Here is a 25,310-nt window from a genome sequence, read left to right as displayed (position 1 = left end):
AGTCCGGGATGACGGATGAACTTGGTTACAAGTAACTGAAATTTAATAAAAAAATTGCATCATATCAATTTGGCGTCCGATCGAGCCTGCGGCACAGATCGTCCAGCTGGTCGAGCGTCTTGTAGGAAATCCGGATCTGGCCGCCATTGGATTTATGGTCGATGGCAACCGCCAGCCCCAGCCGATCGGAGAGCGTCTGCTCCAGCGCCAGCGTATCGGCATCCTTCTGACGCGGCGCGCGCATTGTCCCGCCGCCGCCTTCGATCGCCTTCTGCGCCAGCTTCTCGGCATCGCGCACCGAAAGACCACGATCGACAATGGTGCGGGCAAGGCTTTGCGGATCTGGCGTGGAGATCAGCGCGCGGGCGTGGCCGGCCGACAACGCGCCTTCGGCCAGCAGCGTCTGGACCCCCTCCGGCAGTTTCAGCAGCCGCAGGCTGTTGGCGACATGGCTGCGGCTCTTGCCTATGATGTCACCGAGGTCGTTCTGCGTATAGCCATGCTCGGCGATCAGCAATTCATAACCATTGGCCTCTTCCAGCGGATTGAGATCGGCGCGCTGGACATTCTCGACAATCGCGATCTCCAGCGCCGTGCGGTCGTCGACATCGCGGATCAGCGCCGGAACATCGGCAAGCCCTGCAAGCTGCGCCGCGCGCCAGCGGCGTTCGCCGGCGATGATTTCATAGCGTTGGGCGCCAATGGTCCGTACCACGACGGGCTGGACGATGCCGTGCTGGCGCACCGAGGCGGCGAGATCGCGCAGATCCCCCTCCTCGAAATGCCGCCGCGGGTTGCGCGGGTTGCGCGTGATGAACTCGATCGGGATGCGACGATCGGCCGTGACCGGCGCACTGGCTTCGGCGGGTTTCTCGATATCGCCGATCAGGGCGGCGAGGCCGCGACCGAGACGCCTTTTGGAACTGTCATCACTCATCGCATTCACCATATTGATCGTATCAGGCAGCCGCCAGCGCGCGTTCGCGCTGGATGATTTCCGAGGCAAGCTGGATATAGGACTGGCTGCCCTGGCATTTGAGATCGTAAAGGATCACCGGCTTGCCGAAAGACGGCGCTTCGGAGACCCGGACATTGCGCGGAATCAAGGTCTTGTAGACCTTGTCGCCCATATATTCGCGCACATCATTGACCACCTGCTGGGCGAGATTGTTGCGGCTGTCATACATGGTCAGCACCACGCCCTGGATTTCGAGGCCGGGATTGATGGTGCTGCGCACCTCCGAGACGGTATCGAGCAACTGGCTGAGCCCCTCCAGCGCGAAGAATTCGCATTGCAGCGGCACAAGAATGGCGTTGGCCGCGCCCATCGCATTCATCGTCAGCAGGTTGAAGGACGGCGGGCAGTCGCAGAACACGTAGCGGTACTTGCTGATATCGCCATGCGACAGCGCATCGCGAAGCTTGAACACGCGTCGGGGATCGGCGGCGATCTCGAGCTCGAACCCCAGAAGATCGAGCGTCGACGGAACTATATCGAGATTGGGCACAGCGGTGCGCACGGCGGCTTCGGCAAGCGTTTTCTCGCCGATCAGCACGTCATAGGCCGAGACGTCGCGCTGGTTGCGTTCGATTCCAAGTCCTGTCGAGGCATTGCCCTGCGGGTCGAGGTCGATGATCAGAACCTTCTCGCCGATGGCAGCCAGCGCCGTCGCCAGATTGATCGCCGTCGTCGTCTTGCCGACGCCACCCTTCTGGTTGGCGACGGTGATGACCCGCGTTTTATGATTCATGATCGTCCCGCCTGTCTTCAAAAAGCCGGTGCAAGGCGCGAAATTTCGAGGATCACGGAGCCGGGCTCGACCTTGCTTTCATGTTTTACCAGATCGAACGCCCATCGGTCACGCGCTTTGTCGAGCTCGCGCTGATAATCGCGTCCCTTGTGGAAAAACGCGCGGAACGCCGGATCGGTCGAAAACCAGGGCGCGGCATAGTCCATGAGATGGTCGAGCGAGGCCAGCGCCCGGGCCGACATCAGCTGCGGCGTCGCGATTTCCGCCGGCGCCGTCTCGGCGCGAATGGCATGAACGCTGGCGCGCGCGCCGGTTTCGCGGATCGCCGTGCGCAGGAACGACGCCTTCTTGTTGTTGCTTTCGACCAGATGCACCCAGCCCTCGCCGGCCTCCGCCAGAAAGATCGCCGTCACGATGCCGGGAAAACCGCCGCCGCTGCCGAGATCGATCCAGGTCTTCGGCTCCGGCGCGAGTTGAAACAGTTGCGCGCTGTCGGCGATATGCCGATCCCAGATCTGCTGGCGGGTGGAGGGCGCGACCAGATTGATCGCCCGCGCCCATTTCTCGAAATGACTGACGAAGCGGTCAAGCCGGTCCTGTGTTTCACGTGAAACACTGCTGCCATTCAATTTCATCGTCAGGCCGCCCGCAGCTTGAGTCGCACCAGCAGAAGCGACAGCGCAGCCGGGGTCATGCCGTCGATGCGGCCGGCCTGCGCGATGGTCGCCGGACGCACCGCCGAAAGCTTGCCCTTCAACTCGCTTGAAAGGCCGGACAGGTTGCTGTAGTCGAACTCCGCCGGGATCGCCCTGCCCTCATCGCGCTGAACCTCGGCGATGTCGGCGGCCTGGCGATCGAGATAGACAGAATAGGATGCCTCGATCTCCAGCGCGTTCCGCACCGCATCCGGCGTCTCGCCAAGCTCCGGCCAGATCCTTGAAAGCCCGGAAAAATCCTGATCCGGATAGGCGAGAAGATCGTAGGCGCTACGGCGCTGGCCGTCCTGATTGAGCTTCATCCCGAACCGCGCGGCCTCATTGGGGGTCAGCGACCGGCCCTTCAGCGCCGCCCTGCCCTGATCGATCGCGGTCATATAGGAGGTGAACTTCGCGCTCCGCTCATCCGAGACGATGCCAAGCGCCATCGCCATCGGTGTCAGCCGCTGGTCGGCATTGTCGGCGCGCAGCGTGAGACGATACTCCGCGCGCGAGGTGAACATGCGATACGGTTCCGCCACGCCCCGCGTCGTCAGATCGTCGATCATAACCCCGATATAGCAATCAGTGCGCGAGAAGATGACCGGTTCGGACCCGGACGCAAGCAGCGCCGCGTTCAGTCCCGCCACCAGTCCCTGGGCCCCGGCCTCTTCATAACCGGTGGTTCCGTTGATCTGGCCGGCCAGAAACAGACCGCCAAGCTTCCGCAGTTCAAGCGAGGCCGACAGTTCGCGCGGGTCGACATGATCATATTCGATCGCATAGCCCGGTTGCAGGATCGTCACCTTCTCCAGACCTGGGATCGCATGAATGAAGGCGTCCTGCACCTCCTCCGGCAAGGACGTCGAGATACCGTTCGGATAGACGGTCGGATCGTCCAGACCCTCGGGTTCAAGAAATATCTGGTGGCCATCACGATCGCCGAAACGCATGATCTTGTCTTCAACCGACGGGCAGTAACGCGGACCAACCCCCTCGATCTGGCCGGAATACATCGCCGAAAGGCCGATATTCTCGCGGATGATCTCGTGCACCTTCGGCGTCGTCCGGGTGATCCCGCAATCGATCTGCGGGTTCTGCACAGTCGACGTCATGAACGAAAACGGCGTCGGATCGGGGTCGGCGCTCTGGCGATCCAGCGCCTGCCAGTCGATCGTCCGGCCATCGAGCCGCGCCGGCGTGCCGGTCTTCAGCCGGCCGAGTGACAGGCCGAGACGCGCGAGCGTCGCTGATAATCCGACCGACGGCGCCTCGCCCACCCGGCCCGCCGGGATTTTCCGGTTTCCGATATGGATCAGGCCGCGCAGAAATGTGCCGGTGGTCAGCACCGCCGCGCCACAGGCAAGGCGCCGGCCATCGCCCAGTATGACGGCCGAGACGCTGCCATTGGCGGATTCCAGATCGAAAACATCGCCTTCGATGATGTCGAGGTTGTCGATCTCCGACAACGCGGCCTGCATTGCCAGACGATAGAGCTTGCGATCCGCCTGGCTGCGGGGGCCGCGCACAGCGGGTCCCTTGCGGCGGTTCAGCATTCGATACTGGATGGCCGCCGCATCCGCGACCCGTCCCATCAGCCCGTCAAGCGCATCGATCTCGCGCACGAGATGGCCCTTGCCGAGGCCGCCAATGGCGGGATTGCACGACATCACGCCGATGGTTTCGCGACGATGGGTAACCAGCGCGGTGTTCGCGCCCGCGCGGGCCGCAGCGCTTGCGGCCTCGCAACCCGCATGGCCGCCGCCGATGATGATGACATCATAGGACATTTGTAGCTCCATGGCTCCACGGGGCCATTCCCGGAGCCGTTCTCCACCGCACAATAATAGCTGCGGCTGATCGTTCCAAAGCGTTCTGACGGGTGTCAGTCCGCGAGTCAAGATTGTTTCACGTGAAACACTGGCACTCACTTGCCGACGCAGAACGACGAAAAGATCACGTCAAGCAAATCCTCGACATCGACCCGCCCCGTTATCCTGCCAAGGGCGCTCGCGGCCCGGCGAAGCGATTCTGCCGGCAGCTCCGGAGAGCGGTCGCGGGCGACCAACGCCGCCTCGATATGCCCAAGCGTCTCCCGCAGATAACCGACCTGCCGGTCGCGCACCGGCAGCGACAACGAGGCCCCGGTCAATCGGGCCTCAAGCCTTGCCTTGATCATCGCGACCAGACGGTCGATCCCCGCCCCGGTCCGGGATGATATCAGCAGGTCGAATTCCGCCTCCGAGCCATTTCCGCCGTCCGCCTTGGTTCCGATCCGCAGGCATTCCCCGTCAAAGCGTTCAGCCGCGTCACCCGTCTGAATATCGCTGAGTGAGAGGATAAGATCGGCGTTCTCGAGCAATGCCCGCGCCCGGCGCATGCCCTCCGCCTCGACGATATCGTCGCTCTCCCGCAGACCGGCCGTGTCGCAGAGGCGAACCGCATAGCCATCAAGGTCGAGATACACCTCCAGGACATCGCGGGTGGTGCCGGCGACATCGGTGACGATCGCAACATCCCGGCGGGCGAGCGCGTTCAGGAGGCTGGATTTCCCGGCATTGGGCGGACCGGCAATCACGACGCGATACCCATCGCGGATGATTTCCCCCGTCCGGCTGCCGGCGATGTGTTTTTCAATACGGCCCGCGACATCTTCCACGTCGGCCCAGATCGTGGCCGATACGGAGCCCGGAATATCGTCCTCATCGGAGAAATCGAGTTCGGCTTCGATCATCGCCCGCGCATGGGTCAGTTCGCGCGCCCAGCCTTCATAAAGCTCCGAAAGGCCGCCGCCCGCCTGTTCCAACGCCAGCCGACGCTGCATCTCGGTTTCGGCGGCGATCATGTCCGCGAGACCCTCCGCCTCGACCAGATCGATCTTGCCGTTCTCGAAGGCCCGGCGGGTAAACTCCCCGGCCTCGGCATGCCGCAAACCCGGCAGGGCGGAAAGACGATCGAGGATTGCCCGCACAACCGCCCGCCCGCCGTGAAGCTGGAACTCGATGCAATCCTCACCGGTGAAGGATGAAGGTCCCTGAAAGGCCAGGACGAGCGCCGTGTCGATCGGCAGTCCTTCACCGTCAACAAGCGTCATCAGTCGCGCCTTGCGCGGTTCCGGCACATCTCCCGCTATCGCCCTGCAGCAGGAAAACGCTTCCTGCCCCGACACCCGCACCACCGCTACCCCCGAAGGCAAGGCGCCGCTCGAAAGCGCGTAGATCGTGTCGCCGGCAGCGGACATTACAAAAACCTGTTTTATTTCAGATACTTAACTAGTATAAAGCGATGTCTCTTCCGATACTCTGCCAGCAAAGCACGGCCTAGCGGCTTGCTCCCCATATTCTCTCCCGCTTGCGGGAGAGATGCCCCGAAAGGAGGGTGATGCAGCGCTTCCAGGCACAGGGTGCCCGAGGGGAAAGTCTCCCCCTCACTGTCGCTTTCGCGACATCTCTCCCCTCCGGGGCGAGAAGATCGGGGGCTATGCGGCGGATGCCATGCTCAATCGCCCTACCCTCGACACCAAGCAAGACCAGCTTCAACACCAGCCCTACCCACGGCACGATCGGTTCGGCAGATCAGGTGTTCATCGATTCGAAGAACTCGGCGTTGCTCTTGGTCTGCTTCAGCTTGTCGATCAGGAACTCGATCGCATCCGTGGTGCCCATCGGCGCGAGGATACGGCGAAGAACGAAGATCTTCTGCAGGTCCTGGCGCGGCACGAGCAGGTCTTCCTTGCGGGTGCCGGACTTGAGAATGTCCATCGCCGGGAAGATACGCTTGTCGGCGACCTTGCGGTCGAGCACGATTTCGGAGTTGCCGGTGCCCTTGAACTCCTCGAAGATCACTTCGTCCATGCGGCTGCCGGTGTCGATCAGCGCGGTCGCGATGATCGTCAGCGAACCGCCCTCCTCGATATTGCGGGCCGCGCCGAAGAAGCGCTTCGGGCGCTGCAGCGCATTGGCGTCGACACCGCCGGTCAGCACCTTGCCGGAAGACGGCACGACGGTGTTATAGGCGCGGCCAAGACGGGTGATCGAGTCGAGCAGGATCACGACATCGCGACCATGCTCCACCAGGCGTTTCGCCTTTTCGATGACCATTTCGGCGACCTGTACGTGGCGCACGGCGGGTTCGTCGAAGGTCGAGGAGACCACCTCGCCCTTCACGGAGCGCTGCATGTCGGTCACTTCCTCGGGCCGTTCGTCGATCAGCAGAACGATCAGGAAACATTCCGGATGGTTGGCGGTGATCGAATGGGCGATGTTTTGCAGCAGCACCGTCTTGCCGGTGCGCGGCGGCGCCACGATCAACCCGCGCTGGCCCTTGCCGAGCGGCGCCACCAGATCGATGACGCGGGCGGAATTGTCTTTCGAGGTCGCGGTGTCGAGTTCCATCTTGAAGCGCTCGTCGGGATAGAGCGGCGTCAGATTGTCGAAATGGACCTTGTGGCGGATATTTTCGGGATCGTCGGAATTGATCGTGTTGACCTTGAGCAGCGCGAAATAGCGCTCGCCTTCCTTCGGTCCACGGATCGGTCCTTCAACCGTATCGCCGGTCTTCAGCGCGAAGCGGCGGATCTGGGAGGGAGAAATATAGATGTCGTCGGGACCGGGAAGATAGTTGGCATTGGCCGAACGCAGGAACCCGAAACCGTCCTGAAGGACCTCGACCACACCTTCGCCGATGATCTCGACGTCCTGGGCGGCAAGCATTTTCAGGATGGCAAACATGAGTTCCTGTTTGCGCATCGTGCTCGCGCCCTCGACTTCGAGGGAATCTGCAAAGGCAAGGAGATCGGTAGGCGTTTTACTCTTCAGTTCCTGAAGCTTCATTTGAGACATGAAGAAAACCGTTATGTTGTCATGATGATAGAAAGGCCGGTTGCGCTGGTAGAGCAGTGCCAATCTGGATTGGCAGGGGGGAATACTTTCGCACAGCCTTTTGGATGAGTGGCCGGAAGATACTGATTTGCCGCTCGCGTTACAAGAGCAAAAACCGCATTTTTATCGCAGAAATCCGTCGAAGTTGTTCATCAGGTGATTAAAACGGCTTCAAAACGACCATTATGACGATGATGATCATCAACAGGGTCGGCGCCTCGTTCACAATGCGCCAATGTTTCGCACTGTGCACGCGCTTGTCGGCGGCGAATTCCTTGATTGCCTTGCTGAGGTAGCCATGAACGCCCGACATCACAAAAACCGCCAGAATCTTGACGTGCAGCCAGCCGCCGGAAAACCGGAATCCCTCCCAGGCGAGGTATAAACCGAAAATCCATGTCAGAATCATGGCCGGATTCATGATCGCCTTCATCAGCCGGTATTCCATCACCTTGAAGGTTTCCGAACTGTCGGAACCGGGCTTTGTTTCGGCGTGATAGACGAACAGGCGCGGCAGATAGAACATGCCCGCCATCCAGGCGATCACCGCCATGATGTGGATCGCCTTGGCCCAGAGGTAGAAATTATCGCGGTCGAAAATATAGATCGCGAGACAGAGCGCCAGAAACACCAGCAGCGCCGTCATTGCCCGTCCTGCCGCCTTGCTGCCGGCGTTATCCCGATCTGCCATTTTGCGCCCTCCCCGTTGACTGTTGTCTATTCTTCGCCTCTCACGAGCCGCACGAGTGCTGCCACATGTTCGGGATCGGCCTCGGGCGTGATGCCGTGACCAAGATTGAAGATCAGCGGCCCGTCCGCAAGGGCCTCCAGAATGGCAAGGGCGCGGCTTTTCATCGCATCGCCGCCCGCGACCACCGCCAGAGGGTCGAGATTGCCCTGCACCGGGCCATCCTTCTGCAATTCTTTTGCAATGGCGAGCGGTACCGTCCAGTCGAGGCCGATCGCATCCGCGCCCGTCCTTGCCCGGTAGGTGGCGAGATTGGGTCCGGCGCCCTTGGCAAAGGCGATGATCTTCGCCTCCGGCCGCGCCGCCCGTACCTTGGAAACGATTCTTGCCACGGGTGCGGCGGCAAAATCGGCAAAATCCTGCTCGCCGAGAATGCCGGCCCAACTGTCGAAGATCTGCACGGCATCCGCGCCCGCTTCGAGCTGGCGGATCAGGTAATCGGCCGAAAGATCGGCGAGATAATCGAGAAGCTTGAGGAATTCCCGCCGATGGCGATAGGCAAACAGCCGCGCCGGCGCCTGGTCGGGCGTGCCGCGTCCAGCGATCATGTAGGTCGCCACCGTAAACGGCGCGCCGCAAAAGCCGAGCAGCGCGGTTTCTTCCGGCAGTTCCCGGCGTATCCGACTTACCGCTTCGATAACGGGATCGAGTTTGGTCGCGTCATAGCTCTTTTCAAGAGCCAGAATACCGTCGCTGTCGATCGGATCGAGTCTCGGTCCTTCACCTGCCTCAAAGCGGACGTTTCGCTCCAGCGCATCGGGAATGACGAGAATGTCCGAAAACAGGATCGCCGCATCAAAGCCGTACCGCCGGATTGGCTGCAATGTCACTTCCGTTGCAAATTCGGGATTGTAGCAGAGATTCAGAAATCCTCCCGCCGTCTCCCGCACTGCGCGGTACTCAGGCAGATACCGGCCTGCCTGGCGCATCAGCCAGATCGGAGGCGGGTTTACGGTTTCGCCGTCCAGCACCCGTTCCAGTGCTCTTTTAGCCATATCCACAGCCTCGCCTCTAAATGAATCTTGTTATATTCGGTTTCTTTTATTTCTTAGAGTCTGTGAGGATCAAGGATTAAAGCTTTTGCCTCGGCTATGAGTCTTTTCCTCGGTTTCCAGTTCTGGATCGACGGTTTTCAGCGTTCCTGTTCCGGCAGATCGGGGATTGCGGTGCCTTCGTCAATGGAGTCAGGCCCTTCCGGGTCTGGCGTGTGACGGAAACCCTGTGTAAAACCCACGGAAAAGCGGTTCGTCGGCATGGTTTTTCCCCGTTTTCAACAGGCCGGGTTTCACGCTTTCGACATTTGAGCATATGTGGACAAACACGCCATCTTCCCACAGGCAAAAACCGGGCGGCCGTTTTCGTCCCGGTTTGTCCAGTGTTATGAACAGCAGGCGAAGGACATCGTGGAAAACCGAAAAAACTTCTTTCACCTGCATCTGATCTCCGATTCGACAGGCGAAACGCTGATCTCGGCGGGCCGTGCGGTTTCGGCCCAGTTCGGCGGCCATGAGCCGATCGAGCATGTCTATCCGCTGATCAGAAGTCGCAAACAGCTTCTCACCGTCCTGCGCGCGATCGATGAGGCCCCGGGCATCGTGCTCTACACCGTCGTCAACGAGGAGCTTTCCGCCCTGATCCACGAAATGTGCCGCGACATGGGCGTTCCGAGCGTCAATGTTCTGGAACCGGTGGCGGCTGTCTTCCAGTCCTATCTCGGCACCGCGCTGCAACGCCGGGTCGGCGCCCAGCACAGCCTCAACGAGGACTATTTCGCCCGCATCGAGGCGCTCAATTTCACCATGGAACATGATGACGGCCAGATGCCCGAGACCTATGACGAGGCCGATATCGTCATATTGGGCATCAGCCGGACATCGAAAACGCCGACATGCGTCTATCTCGCCAATCGCGGCGTCAAGGCCGCCAATATCCCGATCGTGCCGGGGGTTGCCCTGCCGGACAGTCTTTATCGCGCCGAAAAACCGCTGATCGTCTGTCTGATCGCCTCGACCGGGCGGATTTCGCAGGTGCGGGAATATCGCGAATTCGGCGCCGGCGGCGATCACGGCAAGAGCGATTATACCGATCGCGCCGTGATTGCCGAGGAACTGAAATACGCCCGTTCGCTGGCCGCCCGCAATGACTGGCCGATCATCGATGTCACGCGCCGTTCGATCGAGGAAACGGCGGCGGCGATCCTCGCCCTGAAACACCAGCGCGGCTGAACAGCCCGGAAGGAGAAACATGAGCGTTTCCGATGAAAAACCGGCGATCGTGCTTGCCTCGACCAGCCCTTCGCGCCGGGCACTGCTGGAAAATGCCGGGCTCGCCTTCACCGCGATGCGCCCGGAGGTCGACGAGCGCGCCATCGAGGCGCCATATCTCAAGACCGGCGCCGCGCCCGCTTTCCTGGCGGGTCTGCTGTCGCGACAAAAGGCGCTCGATGTTTCGGCGCGGGCAAAAGATGCGCTGGTGATCGGCGGCGACCAGGTCATGGAATTTGCCGGCCGGCCCTATTCCAAGCCGGAAAGCCGGGATGAGGCGCGCGATCATCTGAAGCGCCTTTCCGGCCGCAGCCATTGCCTGATCAGCGCCTTTGCAATCGCCAGAAACGGCGCGATCATATTCGAGGCGGCGGAAACGGCAGTCCTGCACATGCGCGCCCTCGATGACCGGGCGATCGATCGCTACCTAGCGCTGATCCCGGATGACGCGCTTTTTTCCTCCGGCGTTTACCAGCTCGAAGGTCCGGGCGTGCAACTCTTCTCGAAAATCGAGGGCGACTTCTTCACCATACTGGGCCTACCGATGCTGGCCCTTCTGAAGGCCCTGCGCAAACTGGGAGCGATTGATGAGTGATTCACGTGAAACGGCGACACCAAGGGCGTGCGTCATCGGTCATCCGGTGGATCAGTCGCGCTCGCCGCTGGTTCATGGCTACTGGCTGAGGAAATACGGCATTGACGGCGATTATGTGCGCCAGGATGTCGCGCCGGGCGCAATCGAAGACTTCATGGACAGGCTGCGCTCCGGCGAGGCCGGCTATGTCGGCTGCAACGTCACCATGCCCTACAAGGCGGCCGCCTTCGAGCTTGCCGACGAACGCGACGATCTTGCCGCAACCCTCGGCGTCGCCAATACGCTGTGGGTCGAGGACGGCCGCATTCACGCCACCAATACCGATGGTTTCGGCTTTGCCCAGAACCTCGATGCGCTCCACCCCGGTTGGGATTATGCCGAGCGCGCGGTTGTTCTGGGGGCCGGCGGCGGGGCCAGCGCCGTGGTGCTGGCGCTGAAGAACCGCGGCTTTTCCCATGTCCATATCGTCAACCGCACGCTGGCGCGCGCCTCCGAACTCGCCTTCAGGCTCGGCGACCGGGTCCATGCCCACGACATGGACAATCTTCAGGCGGTGATGGAAGGCGCGGGCCTGTTCGTCAACACCACCTCGCTCGGCATGAAGGGCGGCGCGGTTCCCGAATTCGATTTCTCGGCCCTCCATGAAAACGCGATCGTCGCCGATATCGTCTATGTGCCGCTTGAAACGCCGATCCTCCGGCAGGCGAAGCGTCAGGGTTTCAGGACCGCCGAAGGGATCGGCATGCTGCTCCACCAGGCCGTGCCCGGTTTTGAGAAATGGTTCGGCAGGAAGCCCGAGGTCGATGACGGGCTGATGGCCGAAATCCTCGCCGACCTCGGTGAAACCGCATGATCCTGCTCGGCCTCACCGGATCGATCGGGATGGGCAAGTCGACCACGGCGGGTTTCTTCGCCGAGGCCGGCCTTCCGGTCTTCAATGCCGATGATGCCGTCCACCGGCTTTATCGCGGACGTGCGGTCGCACCGGTGGAAGCAGCCTTCCCCGGCGTTACCCTTGACGGCGCGATCGACCGGCGGAAGCTCAGCCGGGCGCTTGCCGGCAAACCGGAAAATTTCAGGAAGCTCGAGGGCATCGTCCATCCGCTGGTGCGCGAGGAGCGGCGCGCCTTTCTGCAGCATGCCAGGGCCGATGGCGCGCCGATCGCGGTGCTCGATGTGCCGCTTCTTTACGAGACCGGCGGCGATCGCGATGTCGATTATGTCGTCGTGGTCACCTGCGATCCGGCGATCCAGCGCGAGCGCGTGCTTTCGCGGCCGGAAATGACGGTGGAAAAACTCGAAACCGTCCTGAAACAGCAGCTTCCCGATGGCGAAAAACGGGCGCGGGCCGACTATATTGTCGATACCGGTCACGGCATCGAGGCGGCGCGCGCGGCGGTTGCCGCGATCATTGCCGATCTGAAAAGACGGGGCCCACGGGGCGCGACAAGGGACAGCGATCGATGAAGGTCACGCGGGATATCATTTTCGATACCGAAACCACCGGCATGGACAAGAATGACGACCGGCTGATCGAGATCGGCGGCCTCGAACTGGTCGACCATTTTCCGACCGGGCGCACCTTCCACGTCTACATCAATCCCGATGGCAAGACGGTGCATCCGGAAGCCCTTCAGGTCCATGGAATCACCGACGAATTCCTGAAGGACAAGCCGAAATTCGCCGATATCGCAGACGATCTCCTGGCCTTCTTCGAAGGCGCGCGCTGGATCGCGCATAACTCGTCGTTCGACATGGGCTTCATCAATGTCGAGCTTGGCCGTCTCGGCAAGCCGCCGATCCCCGATGACATGGTGGTCGACACGCTGGCGCTTGCCCGGCGCAAGCATCCCATGGGACCCAACAGCCTCGACGCGCTCTGCAAGCGCTATTCGATCGACAATGCCCACCGCACCAAGCACGGCGCGCTGCTCGACGCCGAACTGCTGGCCGAAGTCTATATCGAGATGTCGGGCGGACGGCAGGCGGCGTTCCGGCTCGTCAATGCCGGCGACAGCGTGGAATATGATGCCGACGGCAATGTCCGCAAACTCCCCCCGCTCGTCCGCCCCCGCCCGCTCGCCCCGCGCGTGCATCCGGAGGAACTGGAAGCGCATGCGAAGATGGTCGCCGAGATCGGCGAAAAGGCGCTGTGGCATTCGGTGAAGTAGCGGACGCGGCTTGCTCCAAATACTCTCTCCCGCTGGCGGGAGAGATGCCCCGAAAGGGGCAGTGAGGGTGGCGCAGCATATCGACCCGTGAGGGCGTTCGCGGGGTTGGGCTCCCCCCTCACTGTCGCTGTCGCGACATCTCTCCCCTCCGGGGCGAGAAGATTGGGGGGCTATGCGGTCAGGCCATATGCGACAGCCCTGCCCTCTTCGGCGTCAATGCCGAAAGCGGAAACGAGTGTCACACTCACCGCCCCTCACGTCACATATTTGCGCCAGTCATGCTCCTCTTTGAACCCCAGAACCTCACGGATCTTGCGGTTGGAGAGGGGAGCCTCGTATTCGTCGAGTTCGCGCGTGATCGGCGTGGCGGGGGCGTATTTGGCGAGGAAGGTCCGGGTCGGCTCGTTGGCGGTGATGGTGTCGTTGGTGGCGTTGAACACCTGAAAACCGAGGCCGTCCTTTTCAAGGCACAAATCGACGATCTGGCCGAGGTCGCGGGCGTCGATATAGCTCCAGGCATTGCGCTTGCGCGACGGCGGATCGGCGAGGAAGCCCGGAAAATTGGCATAATCCTCCGGCGAGATCACGTTTCCGATGCGCAGCGCATAGATGTCGGCGCCAAAGCGCATGGCAAAGGCGCGCGCGGTCTTTTCGTTGCAGACCTTGGAAAGCCCGTAGCTGTCCATCGGGTCGACGTCGTAATCCTCCTCCAGCGGAAACGACCGGAAATCCCTGTCGCCCTCGGTGAAGCAGACGCCATAGGTGGTTTCGCTGGAGGCGATGATCACCTTGCGCACGCCAAGCTTCATCGCCGCCTCGATGACATTGTAGGTCGAGATCACATTGGTCTCGTAGGTGACGTTGTCGGGCTGCAGCAGCACCCGCGGCACGGCGGCGAAATGGACCACCGCATCCGGCGCCTGCGGCAGGCTTTCGGTCTCGTAACCGTCGAAACCGAAATGCATCGACAGCGCGTTGAAAACCTCGCCGCTCTTCGTCAGGTCGGTCACAAGCGTGTTGACGCCGGGATGGTCGAACGGCTTCAGATCGAGATTGAGGACGGAGTGGCCCTTGTCCAGAAGATAGGGAATGACATCGCGGCCGGCCTTGCCGCTGCCGCCGGTGAAAACGATACGCTTGCTCATGGGCTCCTCATTATCCGCCATTTTGAAATGCCGGCTTCTCCCGATGCGATCAGGCCGCGTGAAACGGCTGCTGACCGCTTTTATCGCCTTTGCCCCCCGCCCGACAAGCGTTCGCGGTGATTTTGCCCGAAACCGGTTTGCGTGACCGGTTTGCGTGGAATGATTGTCGTGGAACGCTGCGACCGGTTCCCTTCAGGCGCCGCAGGCTCTAAGCTGCTGCCGATTGACGAAGCCTCAACAAAACAACATGGCGGCCCCGCAATGGCGAAAAAAACCGGCACAACTTCCCGTCTTGACGATGCCGCGCGGGCCGGCTGGCTTTACTATGTCGCCGGCCGCACCCAGGACGAGATTGCCGCCGCCATGGGCATTTCGCGCCAGAGCGCCCAGCGGCTGGTGTCGCTGGCGATGTCCGAGCGGCTGATCAAGGTCCGCCTCGACCACCCGATCGCCGAATGCCTGGCGCTCTCGAGCGCATTGCAGCAGACATTCGGGCTGAAACAGGCGGTGGTGGTGCCGAGCGATCCAAGTTCGGATACCTCCGTCGCCGGCATCGCCGAGGAGGGCGCGGCCGAGATCGAGCGCTGGCTGAAGCGCACCGAGCCGACCGTGCTCGCGATGGGCACCGGGCGGACGCTGCGCGCCGCCGTCGAGCAATTGCCGCCGATGGACTGTCCGCAGCACCGGATCGTGTCGCTGACCGGCAATATCAGCCCGGATGGCTCGGCCGCCTATTACAACGTCATTTTCCTGATGGCCGATGCCATCAATGCCCGGCATTTCCCGATGCCGCTGCCGGTTCTGGTCTCCACGCCAGAGGAGCGCATCCTGTTTCATGCCCAGCCGCTGGTGAAGCCGACGCTGGAGCTCGGCGCGAGGGCGGACGCGACCTTCGTCGGCATCGGCGAGCTTGGCCAGCGCGCGCCGCTTCTGGTCGATGGCTTCCTGAACGCCGACGAGATGGACGAACTGGTCGCCGCAGGGGCGGCCGGTGAAATCTGCGGCTGGATTTTCGACGACAATGGCGAACTCCTGGATCACCCGATCAACCAGCGCGTCGCCAGCATTCCGATACCCGTTCATGAGGATACCGCCGTGTTCGGCATGGCCCGCGGCAGCCGAAAGCACCGCGCCATCCGAGCGGCCGTGCGCGGCGGCCAGATCAACGCGCTGATTACCGACGAGGATGCCGCGCGCTACCTGTTGAAGGGCTGAGGGCGGGGCCGGCATGGCCAAAAACGCTCCGGTCCCGGACCGCGTTTTCGGCCTTGCGCCCGCGTCTTTGGTTGGCGCGCCGGCGAAATCCCCGCTCTGAGGTTGATTTTACCGCCCGCTTGAATATGTAGACCTCGACAGCCCGCGCCGTTCGGGCGCTTCTTTGACGCCGACCCGAAGAGGTTACGCCGATGCAAACGCCCTATTATCTCATCGACAAGCAGCGCCTGACGGCGAACATGGAAAAGATCGCCTGGCTCAGCGAGGCCTCCGGCGCGAAAGCCCTGCTCGCGCTCAAATGCTTTGCCACATGGTCGGTGTTCGATCTCATGAGCCGGTATATGGCCGGCACCACCTCGTCATCGCTCTATGAGGTCAAGCTCGGCTTTGAGAAATTCGGCGGCGAGACCCATGCCTATGCGGTGGCCTACGGCGACGACGAGATCGACGAGGTGCTGGCCAATTGCGACAAGATCATCTTCAACTCGATCGGCCAGCTGACCCGGTTCGAGCGGCAGTCGGCCGACAGGATCCGCGGCCTGCGCGTCAATCCGCAGGTCTCGAGCTCGGGTTTCGATCTTGCCGATCCCGCGCGCCCGTTCTCGCGGCTCGGCGAGCATGATCCGGCGGCGATCGAGGCGGTGCTCGACAAGGTTTCGGGCTTCATGTTTCATAACAATTGCGAAAACGAGGATTTCGAGCGGTTCGACGAGATGCTCGCCGTGATCGAGGACCGTTTCGGCCACCTGCTGTCGCGGCTCGACTGGGTCAGTCTCGGCGGGGGCATTCACTTTACCGGCGAAAACTATCCCTTGGAAACGCTGGCAGCGCGGCTCAAGGCCTTTGCGCAGAAATATGGCGTCCAGGTCTATCTGGAACCGGGCGAGGCCGCGATCACGGGGGCCGCGACGCTCGAGGTCACGGTGCTCGATACGCTCAACAACGGCAAGGACCTTGCCATTGTCGATTCATCGATCGAGGCCCATATGCTGGATCTGCTGATCTACCGCGAGCGCGCGAAACTGTCGCCCGATACCGGCCCGCACAAGGTGATGATCTGCGGCAAATCCTGCCTTGCGGGCGATATCTTCGGCGAGTTTTCCTTCGAACAGCCGGTCAGGATCGGAGATCGCCTCTCGATCGAAAATGCCGCCGGTTATACGATGGTCAAGAAGAACTGGTTTAATGGCGTGAAAATGCCGGCAATCGCCCATCGCGAGCTCGATGGAACCATCCGTCCCGTGCGCCGGTTCGGCTATGAGGATTATGTCGCGAGCCTGTCGTGACGCCATATCTGCGGTGCGTTTGGGGACGGTATCCGCCATTCCCTGACGCGCTTGCGTTTTCACCGGCCCGACGGCCACAACGGACGAAACCGGAGACGTTGTCCTGATGAAGAAGAATGTCCTGATTATCGGCGCCGGCGGCGTCGCCCAGGTGGTTGCGCACAAATGCGCCCAGAACAATGATGTGCTGGGCGATATTCACATCGCCTCGCGCACCAGGTCGAAATGCGACGCGATCATTGCCAGCGTCATGGAAAAGAAGGCGATGAAGCAGCAGGGCGTCCTGCAGGCTCATCAGCTCGACGCCCTCGATATTCCGGCAACCGTCAGCCTGATCCGCGAGACCGGCGTCGAGATCGTCATCAATGTCGGCACCGCCTTCCTCAACATGTCGGTTCTGGAAGCCTGCCTCGAGACCGGCGCGGCCTATATCGACACCGCCATCCACGAGGAGCCGGACAAGATCTGCGAAACCCCGCCGTGGTATGGAAACTACGAATGGAAGCGCAAGGATCGCTGCGCCGACAAGGGCGTGACCGCGATCCTCGGCGCCGGTTTCGACCCGGGCGTGGTCAACGCCTATGCGCGGCTTGCGAAGGACGACTATGTCGACGACATCACCGATATCGATATCGTCGACATCAATGCCGGTAGCCACGGCAAGTATTTCGCCACCAATTTCGATCCCGAGATCAATTTCCGCGAATTCACCGGCGTGGTCTATGCCTGGCAGAACAATGAATGGACCACGAACAGGATGTTCGAGATCGGCCATGAATTCGACCTGCCGGTCGTCGGCAAGCAGAAGGCCTACATGTCCGGCCATGACGAGATCCATTCGCTGGCCAAGAACATGGGCTCGCCCAATGTCCGTTTCTGGATGGGCTTCGGCGATCACTACATCAATGTGTTCACCGTGCTGAAAAGTCTCGGCCTGCTGTCCGAGCAGAAGGTGAAGCTGGCGGATGGACAGGAAGTCGTCCCGCTCAAGGTGGTCAAGGCCGTGCTGCCCGACCCCTCCTCGCTCGCGCCCGGCTATACCGGCAACACCTGCATCGGCGATTTCGTCAAGGGCACCAAGGACGGCAAGCCGGCCGAAGTGTTCATCTACAATGTCTCCGACCATAAGGAAGCTTATAACGAGGTGGGTTCGCAGGGCATTTCCTACACCGCCGGCGTTCCCCCGGTCGCCGCCGCGATCCTGGTGGCGTCCGGCGAGTGGGACGTGAAGACCATGGCCAATGTCGAGGAACTGCCGCCCAAGCCGTTCCTGCATATCCTGAACCAGATCGGCCTGCCGACCCGGATCAGGGACGAAAACGGCGACCGTGCGCTCGATTTCTCGAAGTAGGCTTCTTCCCGGCGCGGCTCTTTAGCGGGCGGCGCCGGCTTCAGCGGGCAAGGCCGAACTGGATCTCGATCCGGTGATATCCGGCCTTGTGCCCGTTCCAGGCGTGGTAGATCTCCCTGCTCTCGCCCGAGAAGATGTGGCGCGATACGCTGATCTCCTCCACAAGAGGCGCATAGCCCTTCGTGAAGAGGCCGCGCGTCGTGCCCTGGTAGGTATGGGTCGCGACCATGATCGGCTCGAAATCGCGAAGTGCGAACGCGCCATGATGGCTGTATCCCGCAGGCTCTGTCACCGGGCAGCAGATCGTCCAGTCGAACAGCGTCTTGCCGTCATGCGGCAGGTTCTGCGCGATGAATATCCATGGACCGGCGATCGCGAGGCCACAGGCGGCAGCCTCGTTTTCAATCTTCGGCGACAGTTCCGCCGCCGTCGTCTTCACGTCGCGGATGGTGAGATGGCGCGTTGCCACCAGCCCCTTGAATGCATCCGTCTCGATAATCTTCATCTCGGCCCACCCCGTTTCGACAGGTGTGATAGACCCGCGTGTCTTTGGAGCCAACGAATTCAGCAGAAGATTTTTTCCTTATCCGAGTTCATCGGGCCGTCAGATGAAAAAAATTTCCTTTGCTCAGCCCCTCCTCCTTCAAGGGAGGGTTTTCCGGTGGGGCATCCATGCTAATGATAGCGGCAGAATGGTAGGGAAAGCACGCTCATGTCGCTTCAGGACAAACGCATCCTTCTGATCATCTCCGGCGGCATCGCGGCCTATAAGAGCCTCGACCTGATCCGGCGGCTGAAGGAGCGCGGGGCGGCGGTAACGCCGGTGATGACGGCGGCTGCCTGTGAATTCATCACGCCGCTTGCCGTCGGCGCGCTTTCCGGCGGGCATGTGTTCACCGATCTGTTTTCGCGCGAGGACGAGCAGGATGTCGGCCATATCCGCCTGGCCCGCGAGCATGACCTGATCGTCGTCGCGCCCGCCACCGCCAGCCTGATGGCGAAGATGGCGGCCGGTATCGCCGACGATCTCGCCGGCGCGGTGCTTCTGGCGCGCGATTGCCCGGTCCTGATCGCCCCCGCGATGAACCCGAAAATGTGGACCGCAGCGCCGACGAAGCGCAATCTCGCGACCTTGCGCGCCGATGGCGTGATGACGGTCGGTCCCGGCGTCGGCGAGATGGCGGAGCGCGGCGAGGCCGGCACCGGACGAATGGTGGAGCCGCTCGAAATCGTCGCGGCGATCGAGGCTGCGCTGATACCCGCGCCGAAGCCGCTTGCCGGCCGGCGCGCGGTCGTCACCTCCGGTCCGACGGTCGAGGCGATCGACCCGGTCCGCTATATCGCCAACCGTTCCTCCGGCCGTCAGGGCCACGCGATCGCCGCAGCCCTTGCCCGGCTCGGCGCCGAGGTGACGCTGGTCTCCGGCCCGGTCAATATCGCCGATCCCGACGGCCTCACGACCGTGCATGTCGAAAGCGCGCGCGAGATGCTTGCCGCGGTGGAAGCAGCCCTGCCCGCCGATATCGCGGTGATGGTCGCGGCGGTGTCCGACTGGCGGGCGGAAGACGCGGCCAGCCAGAAGATGAAGAAGAAGCCCGGCGAAGCCCCGCCGCCGCTGAAACTGGTCGAGAACCCCGACATCCTCAAAACGGTCGGCCATCACCCGGAGCGCCCGGCGCTGGTTGTCGGCTTTGCCGCCGAAACCAATGATGTCACGGCCTATGCAAGCGACAAGCTCGCCCGCAAGGGCGCCGACCTGATCGTCGCCAACGACGTGTCGGAGGACGGCGTCATGGGCGGCCTGCGCAACCGGGTCACGCTGGTGACGAAGGACGGCGCGGAAAGCTGGCCCGACATGCCAAAGTCCGACGTCGCCGCCCGCCTTGCCGCATGGATCGCGGCACGGTTTTAGGGCGGTAGAGCTGGTTCACCGCCCTCTCCTCCTGCTCGGCGTCATCCTCGGCCTTGTGCCGAGGATCTAAGCACATCACTCCGCGACGGGCGTGTCGGTCGGCTCTGGCCGAGGTGCTATTATGCGCTCGCCGCCAACTCCGCTCGCGACAGACGTGATTGGATCCTCGGCACAGGGCCGAGGATTGTTTGTTGAATGCAGGTTATGATGTTGGCGCAGCTGCGGGCTCTTTCACAGCCCGCAGCTGCTGTGGCAGGCGACCGTCCGAGGATTGGGCAACACCCGACGTCATCAAGGTCACTGCCGCACTCTGCCATCGCTTGGAGAGTTGATTGGGCCGCTGCCTGGCACGCCCGCAAACAATCCGAAGCCTAGAGAGGATAGCATCACCATGACCTTTTTGCATCATCCCCCGTGCCGTTGCCTTGGCGTCGATGTCGCCAAGGACACCATCGCCATTTTTGACGGCCGCATCGCGACGGTCATTCCCAACCAGCGAAAACAGATCCGGCACTTCCTGCGAAAGTGCGATGTCGACCTGGTCATTTGCGAGCCCACCGGCGGCTACGAGATCATCTTGATGGAAGAATGCCGGGGCCTGAAACTTCCGCTCCATCGCGCCGACACACGCAAGCTCAAGGCTTTCATCCGGTCACGCGGCCGCTTGGGCAAGAGCGATGCGATCGATGCGCGGGAAATGGTCGCCTATGGGCTGGAGCGATGGGCAACCCTGCCTTTATGGCATGCGGAGGACCCCTGTGAGGCAAGGCTCAAGGCTCTCGTGCGCCGCCGCGCCGATCTGGTGGCCATGAGGGTGGCCGAGCAGAATCGCGCCAAGGCCCCAAGCGCGCGCGAACTGGGCGGGCGCGACCTGGCCGCCACCTTCAAGGCCCTGCTCACTGTCCTCAACCGGCAGATCGTGCTTGTCGACAAAGCCATCAGTGCGCTGATGCGCTCCGCATCCCTTGTGCAGAGGGCCAGGACCGCAACCGCCATGAAGGGTATCGGCGAAACGACGGCCGCAGCCCTCATTGCCGCCATACCGGAACTGGGGAAGATGGACCGAAAGCAAGCAGCGGCTCTGGCGGGCCTGGCGCCTCATCCAAACGAAAGCGGCAACAAGATCGGCTACCGCAGGATGCGCGGTGGACGGCCAGCCGTGCGAACGATCCTGTTCATGCCCGCCATGCAGGCCGCACAAGGAAGGGGCGAATTCGTCGAATTCTACAAACGCCTCATCCACAACGGTAAAAAGCCAATCGTCGCCCTCGCCGCGGTCATGCGAAAGATAGTCATCACATTGAATGCAAGGTTCAGAGACCAGCTAAGCCAACAGAGTTGATGACGCAGGTGGGGGTGGCCGATGCCTATGGTTAGTCGAGACTTCGGTATCAAGGCTGCTGGTGCAGGCCAAACCGGACAGCAGTGCCATAATGCCGTGTATGGCGCCCCTCAGCGGAGGGACATTCCAGCAGTCTGCGCAGGTCATTCCACCCGGCCGACCTCAATCCGTCTCCATCCGCCAGCGCGGCCAGGTGATGGTGATGCGGGCGCCGCCGGCGTTTTCGAAGGTCAGCGTCGCGCCGGCGCGCTCCAAAAGCGTCTTGGCGATGAACAGGCCGAGCCCGAGCCCCCCCGCCCGATTGGCGCCCTGACGGTCGGAATGGCGGTCTGAGACGAAGGGATCGCCGATGCGCGCGAGAATGTCCGGCGTATAGCCGTCGCCGTCGTCGCTGACGGTGATCGTCACGCGGGTGGCATCGTGATGCGCTTCGATTGTCACTTCGCGGCTTGCGTGTTCGACGGCGTTCTCGATGATGTTGCCGAGACCGTAGAGCACTGCCGGATTGCGCTGACCCACGGGTTCGGGACCATCGCCGTCGATGTCGATCCGCATGTTCGCGACGAACGGCCGGTGGGGTGCTGCCGCTTCCTCCAGCAGCGAGGATAGCGGCAGCCGGCGCATATGGCTCTCGTCCTCCTTGGAAAGCGAGGCGAGACGGGCGAGAATATCGCGGCAGCGCTGGCTCTGGCTGACCAGCAGCTGGACGTCCTCGCCATGGGTCGGATCGTCGCCGAGCGCGCGCGCCATTTCCTTCGCCACCACCGATATCGTGGCGAGCGGCGTTCCCAGTTCATGGGCGGCGGCGGCGGCGAGCCCGTCGAGCTGGGAAAGGTGCTGTTCGCGCTGCAGCACCAGTTCGGTCGCCGCCAGCGCATCCGATATCTGCTCGGCCTCCAGCGAAATCCGGTGGGCGTAGAAGGCGGCGAAGCTCAGCATCGAGATGATCGCGATCCAGATGCCGAATTTCAGCACCGGTTCGATTTCGAGTGAAAGCCCCTCATACCAGGGCAGCGGAAACGGCTCGATCGCCAGCAGCGAAACGCCCGCGACCGCCAGCACCAGAAGTGCTGTCGCATGGCGCAGCGGCAGCGCGGTGAAGGAAATGATCACCGGCACCGAAATCAGCGGCACGAACGGATTGGCAAGCCCGCCGGTCAGATAAAGCAGGGCGGTGAGCTGCATCAGGTCGAAGCCGAGCAGGGCGGAGGCGAAGCGCGGCTCCACCCGTTGCGTTGCCGGAAAGCGCAGCGCCAGTATCAGATTGCCGAGCGCGAGCGCTGCAATCAGCGCGAACACCGGCATGATCGGCATCGAGAAGTCGATGCCGAAGGCCACGAAGATCGCGGTTGCCGACTGGCCCGCGACCGCCAGCCAGCGCAGCCGCACCAGCGTTTGCAGGCGCAGGCTGCGGCGGCGTTCCTTCTCCAGCATTTCCGTTGGCGGCGCCCTCATGGCGGGTCTCCTGTCACGTTCCGCGCGGCTTGGCCCTGCGCGTGGCTTCGGCATCGGCCGGGTGTTCCGGCCAGAGATGTTTCGGGTAGCGCCCGCGCATGTCGGCGCGAACATCCTTCCACGATCCGGCCCAGAAGCCGGGAAGATCGCGCGTCGTCTGGATCGGCCGGCCGGCGGGCGAGGTCAGTTCCAGCAGCAGCGGCACGCCGCCGGCAATCGTCGGGTGGGCCTTCAGCCCGTACAGCATCTGCACCCGGATCGACAGGACCGGCTTGTCGCCGTCATAGCGGATCGGCAGCCGGTCGCCGGTGGGCGCGGTAAAATGGGTGGGCGCGAGCCGGTCGAGATCGGCGGCAAGCGGATAGGGCAGCAGCGATCTCAACCCCTCCGTCAGGCTGTTGGGCGCGATCGCCGCAATCGATGTCCGGCCCGTCTGGAACGGCGTGAACCACCGATCGAGGCTTTCGGTCAGGCCCTCGTCGCTGACATCCGGCCAGGGGGACCCGAGCTTTCTGTTGAGGAAGCCGATCCGTTCCCTGAGATGCGCCGCCTCTTTCGGAAAGTCGACCAGCGTCAATCCGTGCTGGCGCAGGCCCTCGGCAAGCGCTTCAGCCGCCTGCTCGCCCGAAGGCCTTTTGACCGCGCGCTCGGAAAGCACCAGCGCGCCCAGGCGTCGGACATGGCGGGCGCGGACCGACAGGCTGTCGCGGTCGAACACGCATTCCTCGATCGCCTCGACCTCCGGATGACCCTCGACAATGTCGCGTGAAAGCGGGCAGGCGGCAAGGATGCGCCCGCGCGCCGCCGAGCCGGTGAGGTCGGCGATCACCAGAAAATCCTGGCCGGCCAGCGGGTCGTCCTCGGCAAGCTCGGCCCCGCGCCCGTTTGCCATCAGGTAGCGCCCGCGTGCGCCGCGCGCCATTGCGATCCGGTCCGGAAATGCATGGATCAGCGCAGCGCCGGGATCAAACGGGCCATCGGGACGGCGTCCGCCCGCAGCCTTCGCGATCCGGGCGGCAAGACCGCGCGCGGCCTCGGCGCGCGGCGATCGATCGGCGGAAAACCGGCGGAGCCGCTCCGACAGATCGGTGCCCGTGCCGCCGAGCCCCTGCTCGCTCATCAGCACGGAAAGCCTTGCGGCATCGCGCGCATGGCCGTTCCGCCCGGCATCGATCACCATGGCTGCAAGGCGCGGCGGCAGCGACAGCGCCCGGATGCGCTCGCCGGTTTCGCTCAGCCGTCCATCCTTGTCGAGCGCGCCGAGGGCGTTCAGCAGCTTCTTCGCCTCGGCAAGGGCCGGCGCGGGCGGCTGGTCGGGAAAGGCAAGCTGCGCCGGGTCGCTCACGCCCCAATGGGCAAGGTCGAGCACCAGGCCGGAAAGGTCGGACTTCATGATTTCCGGCGGGCTGAAGGGCGCAAGTGCGGCCGTCTGGCCCTCATGCCAGAGCCTGAGCGCGATGCCCGGCGCGGTTCGCCCGGCGCGGCCGGCGCGCTGGTCGGCGGCCGCGCGCGACACTTTCACGGTTTCCAGCCGGGTAATGCCGGTCGCCGGTTCATAGGCGGGCTGGCGCTGCAGGCCGCTGTCGATGACGATGGTGACGCCGTCGATGGTGATCGAGGTTTCGGCGATCGAGGTGGCGAGCACCACCTTGCGGCGTCCCGCCGGGGCGGGCCTGATCGCGGCATCCTGCTCGGCGCGGGTGAGATTGCCGTAGAGCGGCGCGATGTCGGTATCCGCGCCGACGATACCCTCCAGCCGCTCCGCGGTGCGGCGGATCTCGGCCTGGCCCGGCAGGAAGGCGAGGATCGAGCCCTGTTCGGCGGAAAGCATGGCGCGCACGGCATCGGCGACGCTGTCCTCGATGCGCGATCGCGGCGGCCGGGCCTGATAGCGGATCTCGACCGGATAGGCCCTGCCCTTGCTCTCGATCACCGGCGCATCGCCGAGAAGGGCGGCGATCCGGGCAACGTCCAGCGTGGCGGACATCACGAGGATATTGAGGTCCTCACGCAGGCCCGCGCGGATATCGAGCGCCAGCGCCAGCCCGAAATCGGCATCGAGCGAGCGTTCGTGGAATTCGTCGAAGATCACCGTCGAAATCCCGGCAAGCTCGGGGTCTTCCAGCGCCATGCGCGCGAATACGCCCTCGGTCACCACCTCGATGCGAGTGCGGGCCGAGACCTTTGTATCGAGCCGCATGCGGTAGCCAACGGTGCCGCCCGGCTCCTCGCCGAGAAGGGCCGCCATGCGCGATGCGCTAGCGCGGGCGGCAAGCCGTCGCGGCTCGAGCAGGATGATCCTGCCCGCCGGGCCATGTTTCAGAAGGTGAAGCGGCACCAGCGTGGTCTTGCCCGCGCCGGGCGGGGCCGAAAGAACGGCGCGGCCATGCTGCCGGAGCGCCTCCGTCAGCGGCTCCAGCACGGCGTTGACGGGCAGCGCCTTGGCTTGGTCCTTCATTTCTGCGCGGTCCTGCTTTGCATGCGCAATCTGATAGAGCAA

22 protein-coding genes are annotated in these 25,310 nt (G+C 62.9%); 10 read left to right on the top strand and 12 right to left on the bottom strand.

The features are described 5' to 3' along the window. Nucleotides 1-64: 64 nt before the first annotated feature. From HQ843_RS05465 to hemE, 8 genes are all read right to left on the bottom strand, one after another. Nucleotides 65-937 (bottom strand): ParB/RepB/Spo0J family partition protein, encoded by an 873-nt coding sequence (locus tag HQ843_RS05465; protein ID WP_180899471.1) that lies wholly within the window; start codon nt 935-937, stop codon nt 65-67. Between the two features lie 22 nt (nt 938-959). Beyond that, nucleotides 960-1,754 carry a ParA family protein gene (locus tag HQ843_RS05460; protein ID WP_371822199.1) on the bottom strand — a complete coding sequence of 265 codons (795 nt, stop codon included), beginning with the start codon at nt 1,752-1,754 and terminating at the stop codon, nt 960-962. Between the two features lie 14 nt (nt 1,755-1,768). Further along, nucleotides 1,769-2,386, bottom strand: a complete 618-nt coding sequence (gene rsmG / locus HQ843_RS05455; RefSeq protein ID WP_180899473.1) for a 16S rRNA (guanine(527)-N(7))-methyltransferase RsmG — start codon at nt 2,384-2,386, stop codon at nt 1,769-1,771. 2 nt (nt 2,387-2,388) lie between these two features. Beyond that, nucleotides 2,389-4,236 (bottom strand): tRNA uridine-5-carboxymethylaminomethyl(34) synthesis enzyme MnmG, encoded by a 1,848-nt coding sequence (mnmG, locus tag HQ843_RS05450; protein WP_180899474.1) that lies wholly within the window; start codon nt 4,234-4,236, stop codon nt 2,389-2,391. Between the two features lie 137 nt (nt 4,237-4,373). After that, nucleotides 4,374-5,687 carry a tRNA uridine-5-carboxymethylaminomethyl(34) synthesis GTPase MnmE gene (mnmE, locus tag HQ843_RS05445; protein WP_180903423.1) on the bottom strand — a complete coding sequence of 438 codons (1,314 nt, stop codon included), beginning with the start codon at nt 5,685-5,687 and terminating at the stop codon, nt 4,374-4,376. Nucleotides 5,688-6,021: 334 nt separating this feature from the next. Further along, entirely contained in the window at nt 6,022-7,287 is a 1,266-nt protein-coding gene (gene rho, locus HQ843_RS05440) for a transcription termination factor Rho (RefSeq protein ID WP_180899475.1), read from the bottom strand. 199 nt (nt 7,288-7,486) lie between these two features. Next, a complete protein-coding gene (gene hemJ, locus HQ843_RS05435) occupies nt 7,487-8,017 on the bottom strand; it encodes a protoporphyrinogen oxidase HemJ (protein WP_180899476.1) in 531 nt (176 codons plus the stop codon). A 26-nt stretch (nt 8,018-8,043) separates the two neighbouring features. Continuing rightward, the gene (gene hemE, locus HQ843_RS05430) at nt 8,044-9,075 is read right to left on the bottom strand and encodes a uroporphyrinogen decarboxylase (protein WP_371822075.1); all 1,032 of its coding nucleotides are present in this window, start codon (nt 9,073-9,075) and stop codon (nt 8,044-8,046) included. A gap of 402 nt (nt 9,076-9,477) precedes the next feature. Here hemE and HQ843_RS05425 point away from each other — a divergent pair, with 402 nt between their 5' ends. From HQ843_RS05425 to dnaQ, 5 genes are read left to right on the top strand one after another with little or no spacing between them, the layout of a single operon-like run. Then, on the top strand, nt 9,478-10,299 hold the full coding sequence (locus HQ843_RS05425; RefSeq protein ID WP_180899478.1) for a pyruvate, water dikinase regulatory protein: 822 nt from the start codon (nt 9,478-9,480) through the stop codon (nt 10,297-10,299). A 19-nt stretch (nt 10,300-10,318) separates the two neighbouring features. Continuing rightward, nucleotides 10,319-10,933 carry a Maf family nucleotide pyrophosphatase gene (locus HQ843_RS05420; RefSeq protein WP_180899479.1) on the top strand — a complete coding sequence of 205 codons (615 nt, stop codon included), beginning with the start codon at nt 10,319-10,321 and terminating at the stop codon, nt 10,931-10,933. Next, nucleotides 10,926-11,786 carry a shikimate dehydrogenase gene (locus HQ843_RS05415; RefSeq protein ID WP_180899480.1) on the top strand — a complete coding sequence of 287 codons (861 nt, stop codon included), beginning with the start codon at nt 10,926-10,928 and terminating at the stop codon, nt 11,784-11,786. Before HQ843_RS05420 ends, HQ843_RS05415 begins: the two co-directional genes overlap by 8 nt. Next, the gene (gene coaE, locus HQ843_RS05410; protein ID WP_180899481.1) at nt 11,783-12,400 is read left to right on the top strand and encodes a dephospho-CoA kinase; all 618 of its coding nucleotides are present in this window, start codon (nt 11,783-11,785) and stop codon (nt 12,398-12,400) included. The genes HQ843_RS05415 and coaE overlap by 4 nt, the downstream gene beginning before the upstream one ends. Next, nucleotides 12,397-13,104, top strand: a complete 708-nt coding sequence (dnaQ, locus tag HQ843_RS05405) for a DNA polymerase III subunit epsilon (RefSeq protein WP_180899482.1) — start codon at nt 12,397-12,399, stop codon at nt 13,102-13,104. Before coaE ends, dnaQ begins: the two co-directional genes overlap by 4 nt. 254 nt (nt 13,105-13,358) lie before the next feature. Here dnaQ and HQ843_RS05400 read toward each other — a convergent pair whose 3' ends face one another. Further along, nucleotides 13,359-14,249, bottom strand: a complete 891-nt coding sequence (locus tag HQ843_RS05400; protein ID WP_180899483.1) for an NAD-dependent epimerase/dehydratase family protein — start codon at nt 14,247-14,249, stop codon at nt 13,359-13,361. A gap of 261 nt (nt 14,250-14,510) precedes the next feature. Here HQ843_RS05400 and HQ843_RS05395 point away from each other — a divergent pair, with 261 nt between their 5' ends. The 3 genes from HQ843_RS05395 (at nt 14,511) to HQ843_RS05385 (ending at nt 18,101) form a co-directional block, all read left to right on the top strand. Next, complete coding sequence (locus HQ843_RS05395; RefSeq protein ID WP_180899484.1) at nt 14,511-15,464, top strand: sugar-binding transcriptional regulator; 954 nt, start codon at nt 14,511-14,513, stop codon at nt 15,462-15,464. A gap of 191 nt (nt 15,465-15,655) precedes the next feature. After that, nucleotides 15,656-16,750: a carboxynorspermidine decarboxylase gene (locus HQ843_RS05390; RefSeq protein ID WP_180899485.1), complete on the top strand. Its 1,095-nt coding sequence runs from the start codon at nt 15,656-15,658 to the stop codon at nt 16,748-16,750. Between the two features lie 106 nt (nt 16,751-16,856). Next, nucleotides 16,857-18,101, top strand: coding sequence for a saccharopine dehydrogenase family protein (locus tag HQ843_RS05385; protein WP_180899486.1), 1,245 nt, complete (start codon nt 16,857-16,859; stop codon nt 18,099-18,101). A 40-nt stretch (nt 18,102-18,141) separates the two neighbouring features. Here the strand turns inward: HQ843_RS05385 and HQ843_RS05380 are convergent, their stop codons facing one another. Then, nucleotides 18,142-18,606: a hypothetical protein gene (locus tag HQ843_RS05380; protein WP_180899487.1), complete on the bottom strand. Its 465-nt coding sequence runs from the start codon at nt 18,604-18,606 to the stop codon at nt 18,142-18,144. Between the two features lie 207 nt (nt 18,607-18,813). Here HQ843_RS05380 and coaBC point away from each other — a divergent pair, with 207 nt between their 5' ends. Together coaBC and HQ843_RS05370 are read left to right on the top strand one after the other, a co-directional pair. Next, nucleotides 18,814-20,013 (top strand): bifunctional phosphopantothenoylcysteine decarboxylase/phosphopantothenate--cysteine ligase CoaBC, encoded by a 1,200-nt coding sequence (gene coaBC / locus HQ843_RS05375; RefSeq protein WP_180899488.1) that lies wholly within the window; start codon nt 18,814-18,816, stop codon nt 20,011-20,013. 391 nt (nt 20,014-20,404) lie between these two features. Then, nucleotides 20,405-21,355: an IS110 family RNA-guided transposase gene (locus tag HQ843_RS05370; protein WP_180897736.1), complete on the top strand. Its 951-nt coding sequence runs from the start codon at nt 20,405-20,407 to the stop codon at nt 21,353-21,355. Between the two features lie 162 nt (nt 21,356-21,517). On the opposite strand, the gene HQ843_RS05365 is transcribed toward HQ843_RS05370, so the two are convergent. Next, entirely contained in the window at nt 21,518-22,810 is a 1,293-nt protein-coding gene (locus HQ843_RS05365) for an ActS/PrrB/RegB family redox-sensitive histidine kinase (RefSeq protein ID WP_180899489.1), read from the bottom strand. A 13-nt stretch (nt 22,811-22,823) separates the two neighbouring features. Beyond that, nucleotides 22,824-25,268, bottom strand: coding sequence for an ATP-dependent helicase HrpB (gene hrpB, locus HQ843_RS05360; RefSeq protein ID WP_180899490.1), 2,445 nt, complete (start codon nt 25,266-25,268; stop codon nt 22,824-22,826). Nucleotides 25,269-25,310 lie beyond the last annotated feature (42 nt).

The sequence above is a fragment of the Martelella sp. NC20 genome, from assembly GCF_013459645.1.
In the GTDB taxonomy this organism is placed as follows: Bacteria; Pseudomonadota; Alphaproteobacteria; order Rhizobiales; family Rhizobiaceae; genus Martelella.
Note: the sequence above shows the minus strand (reverse complement) of the source record. Positions and strands in the feature narration are given on the sequence as shown.